This window comes from Novosphingobium sp. CCH12-A3, assembly GCF_001556015.1.
GTDB classification, from domain to species: Bacteria; Pseudomonadota; Alphaproteobacteria; order Sphingomonadales; family Sphingomonadaceae; genus Novosphingobium; species Novosphingobium subterraneum.
Window position 1 is genome coordinate 1 of record NZ_LSIA01000033.1, and the last position, 4430, is coordinate 4430.

At 64.7% G+C, this 4430-nt stretch carries 3 protein-coding genes and 2 pseudogenes; 4 read left to right on the plus strand and 1 reads right to left on the minus strand.

What is annotated here, in order from left to right; genetic code table 11:
• The 4 genes and pseudogenes from AX703_RS02900 to AX703_RS02915 form a co-directional block, all read left to right on the plus strand.
• Positions 1-471, plus strand: a 471-nt coding sequence (locus tag AX703_RS02900) for an integrase core domain-containing protein (RefSeq protein WP_156451878.1), incomplete at its 5' end; no start/stop codon positions are given.
• A 111-nt stretch (positions 472-582) separates the two neighbouring features.
• Positions 583-2352: a copper resistance system multicopper oxidase gene (locus AX703_RS02905; RefSeq protein WP_062342536.1), complete on the plus strand. Its 1770-nt coding sequence runs from the start codon at positions 583-585 to the stop codon at positions 2350-2352.
• A gap of 350 nt (positions 2353-2702) precedes the next feature.
• A pseudogene (locus AX703_RS02910) lies at positions 2703-3370 on the plus strand (copper resistance protein B).
• Between the two features lie 81 nt (positions 3371-3451).
• Positions 3452-3925 carry a DUF2721 domain-containing protein gene (locus AX703_RS02915; protein WP_197423594.1) on the plus strand — a complete coding sequence of 158 codons (474 nt, stop codon included), beginning with the start codon at positions 3452-3454 and terminating at the stop codon, positions 3923-3925.
• 264 nt (positions 3926-4189) lie between these two features.
• On the opposite strand, the pseudogene AX703_RS27730 reads toward AX703_RS02915, so the two are convergent.
• Positions 4190-4430, minus strand: a pseudogene (locus tag AX703_RS27730) (DUF4136 domain-containing protein); the annotation flags it as partial.

Genomic DNA, 4430 nt, shown 5'->3' on the forward strand with positions numbered 1-4430 from the left:
ACATCCTTCACACCGCGTCACTCAACCGAACAGGTGCGCGGAATTTCGCGCTTACGGAAGGTCAGCACGTCGGCTACCGCCGGCTTCGTGCTCGACGCTCTCGAACAGGCAATCCATGCCCGTAGGCCCGGCCCCGATGACGGGCTGATCCACCATAGCGACAGGGGCGTTCAATACCTTGCTATGAACTACACCCAACGCCTCGCCGAGGCCAACCTCGTGCCGTCGGTCGGTAGCGTCGGCGACAGCTACGACAACGCTTTGGCCGAGACCATCAATGGTCTCTACAAGGCCGAAGTCATCTGGCGGCAGCGATCATGGCCCAGCGCATCGGCAGTGGAAATGGCAACCCTGCGCTGGGTCGATTGGTTCAACCACCATCGCCTGTTCGGCCCCATCGGACACATCCCGCCCGCCGAAGCCGAGGCCAACTACTATGCAGCCAACGAGACCCTCGATATGGTGGCATGACCCAATTGAAACTGCCTCCGGAAAACCCGGGACGCTTCAGATCTACCGGGCGCGGCAGAAATTGTCGGAACTGCTTGAGGGATAACCCGTCTTCCTGCGTAATCGCAGGTAATGACCGACATGCTCCATCTCAACCGCCGCAACCTGCTTCTCGGAGCCGGTGCCCTCGCCGCAACGCCGCTTGTCCCTGCCTGGGCGCAATCGGGCCACGGTGGTCATTCTCGTGAAGGCGGCGCCATAGCCGGGCGCAACACCGGCGGCGTCCTCTCGGGCGAGAGCATCGCCCTGTCGATCGGCGCGGCCAGATTCGCGGTGGGGGACCGTTCCGCCCCGGCCATCGCGGTCAACGGCTCGATCCCCGCCCCGCTCATCCGCCTGCGCGAGGGGCAGAAGGTGCGCATCGCCGTCAGCAACGCGCTGGCCGAACAGAGCTCGATCCACTGGCACGGGCTGCTCGTGCCGTTCCAGATGGATGGCGTGCCCGGCCTGTCGTTCCCCGGAATCGATCCGGGCGAGACTTTCACCTACGAGTTCCCGATCGTGCATTCGGGCACCTTCTGGTATCATTCGCACTCGGGAATGCAGGAGGCCGAAGGGCTCTATGGCCCGATCGTGATCGACCCGGCCGAGCCTGACACCGCCGCCCCGTTCGACCGCGAATACGTGCTGATGCTGGCGGACTGGAGCCCGATGAACCCGCACGAGCAGCTCCGCAAATTGAAGGCCATGGGCGGCTACTTCAACTGGCAGCGGCAGACCGTGGGCGGCTTGCTGAAAGGCAAGGACCAGAGCCTGAAGGAGCGGCTCGAATGGGCCAAGATGCGCATGGATGCGACCGACATCTCGGACGTGACCGGTGCGACCTATTCCTTCGTCATCAACGGCCACGATACCGCCGCCAACTGGACCGCGCTGTTCCGCCCCGGCGAACGGGTCAAGCTGCGCATCATCAACGCCTCGTCGATGACCAACTTCAACTTCCGCATCCCCGGCCTGCCGATGACTGTCGTCGCGGCCGACGGCTGCAACGTCCAGCCGGTCGAGACGGATGAGTTCCAGATCGCGATTGCCGAAACCTACGACGTCATCGTCCAGCCGACCGACTCCGCCCCCTTCGGCATCATTGCCGAAGCGATCGACCGGTCCGGGCTGGTGCGCGCCACGCTTGCGCCGCAGATCGGCATGGCCGGTCCCATCCCTGCCCGCCGCGCCCGCCCGGTGCTCACCATGCGCGACATGGGCATGGACATGAGCGGAATGGACATGGGGACGGGTGGCGAGATCGACCTGTCCCAGCCCGCCAACGAAAGCATGGCCGGCCATTCGATGAAGATGCGCGATCTATCGCTCGCGCCGGGCGTCAAGCCGGGGCCGGGCGTCGCCACGATCTCGCCGATGCCCGCAGACCGCCTGGCCGACAAGCCGACCGGCCTCGAAGATGTCGACCATCGCGTGCTGACCTATGCCGATCTGCGCTCGCGCGATGCCAATCCTGACCGGCGCACGCCCTCGCGCCAGATCGACGTGAACCTGACGGCCAACATGGAACGCTACATGTGGTCCATCGACGGCGAGACCATCTCCGATGGCGCCAAGCCGATCCCGTTCCGCACGGGCGAGCGGGTTCGCGTCAATCTCATCAACCACACGATGATGCCGCACCCGATCCACCTGCACGGCCACTTCTTCGAACTGGTCACGGGCGAACCGGGCAACCGTCCGCGCAAGCACACCGTCAACGTCCTGCCCGGCGGCAAGGCCAGCTTCGACCTGACGGCCGATGCCGAGGGCGACTGGGCCTTCCATTGCCACATGCTGCTGCACATGCATGCCGGGATGATGCGCGTCGTCACGGTACGCGCTGCGGGAGACGCAGCATGAAGCGCCTTCTGCTCGCCGGTGCAGCCCTGATCGCCACGCCATCGCTCGCGCAGGAAGCGCAGGACCCTCACGCCGGCCACGACATGAGCCAGATGCAGGGCATGGACCATTCCGGGCACGACATGGGCGCCATGAACGACCAGCCTGCTGACGGGGCGGCAATGCAGGGCATGGATCACTCCATGCACCAGCAAACCGCGCCCGATGCGCCTCAAGCGGGCACGCCGATGGATCATTCGGCCCACATGGGCCACACCATGCCAACGGTATCCGACAGCGAAGTCGGCAACGCGCCCCCGCCGCCCGTCCCGACCGACCATCCCGCCGATGCCTTCTGGGACAAGCAGCGCATGGCCCAGGCCCGCGCCGATCTCTCGAAGGAAGGCCGCTTCTTCGGCAACGCGCTTATCCTCGACCGCTTCGAATACCGCCCCCGCAATGGCACGGACGGCTACGCCTGGCAGGCCATGGGCTGGATTGGCGGTGATATCGACCGGCTGGCCGTGGAAACCGAAGGCGAAGGGGGGTCGGCGAACCCCTTGAGACCGGCGAAGTCCGCGCCGCTTGGCGCCGCGCCCTCGATCCGTGGTGGAACTTCGAACTCGGCGTGCGGCAGGATTTCGGTGCCGGACCGGACCGGACCTACGGCGTGGTCGGCTTCGAAGGCCTTGCCCCCTACTGGTTCGAGGTCGGCGCCCACGCCTTCGTCTCGAACAAGGGCGACGTGCATTTCCGGCTTGAAGCGGAACACGACATGCGCCTGACCCAGCGCCTCATTCTGCAACCTTCGATCGAGATCGACGCCTCCGCGCAGGACGTGCCCGAACTCGGCATCGGCGCGGGGATCGAGAAGATCGAACTGGGCACCCGTCTGCGCTACGAGTTCGCCCGCGAATTCGCCCCCTATGTCGGCGTCCATTGGGAGCGCAAACTGGGCGAAACGGCCCGGCTGGCACGGCTCGAAGGCGAAAGTCCATCGCAGGTCAGCGCCGTCGTCGGCGTGAGGATGTGGTTCTAGCGCAAACCCGGCCGAATTCGTATCCGGCTTGCCCGCCCGCGGCGCAACGTGCGACAAGGCGGTGATGCAGCGAGACTTTTCATGAATCCGGGTCATAGCGGCGTGATCGCCCAGACCATTCAGCTGGCACTGGCCCCGGTGTTCGTCCTCGTGGCGATCGGGAACATCATGAACATCCTGACGACGCGGCTCGGCCGCATCGTCGACCGCTCACGCGCGCTGCAAAGCCAGCACGCCGAGACCACGGGCCGGGAGCACGATCTTGTCGTGATCGAGATCCGTTACGTCGATCGCCGCATCCACCTCATCGGCAGGGCGCTGTTGCTGCTGGTGGTGTCGGGCCTCGCCATCGGCGTTACCGTGGGATCGCTGTTCATCGGCGAAATGGCCGGCCTCGAACTGCGCAACCTCACCGGCATCACCTTCTTCGGCGCCATTGCCCTGCTGATGATCGCGTTGGTCTACCTTCTGCTGGAAACGCGCATTGCGGCACGTTCCCTGCGCCTGCCGCAGGGGCTGCTCGAACTCGAACGAGACATCCCGCACCAGCAGTAAATTGCCGGGCGATTGGCGCTGCAAAATGATGGAAATGGTAAAGCCCGACGCGGCGCGAACGTTGTCGCATCCTCTCCCAAGGCCGCGTCGGGCAACGTTTACCCGGGCTGAATAGCGCATCCCCAAAGGGCTGTCACAAACAATCCGCGATCGTCCGCAGCATGGCGCAAACCTGATGCAAACGCACAACACCCTGCCTGCCGCACAAGCAGAAAGGCCCCGCATCGCTGCGAGGCCTTTTTGCATTCGGTCCGTCGGGAAAGGTCAGTTGACCTTCTTCACCGTCTTCTTTTCCGGCGCGATCGATATCCTCACCGTTTCCCCGTTGTTGCCGGGGAAGTCGGTAAACATCGCCTCGACGAGGTTCGGCACGACATAGGACAGGCGATTCGAGGACGAAGCTGCTTCAGCCTTGCCTTCAAACAGGCGCTGGCCATCGGCGCGGCGATCGATCTTGAGGTCCATGCCCGAGGTGTAGACGGTCACAACATCGACGCTGTTACCC

Bases quoted from the DNA above. Each gene is read 5' to 3' on its own strand.
- AX703_RS02905 (WP_062342536.1), top strand. From the start codon at position 583: ATGACCGACATGCTCCATCTCAACCGCCGCAACCTGCTTCTCGGAGCC.
- AX703_RS02915 (WP_197423594.1), top strand. From the start codon at position 3,452: ATGAATCCGGGTCATAGCGGCGTGATCGCCCAGACCATTCAGCTGGCA.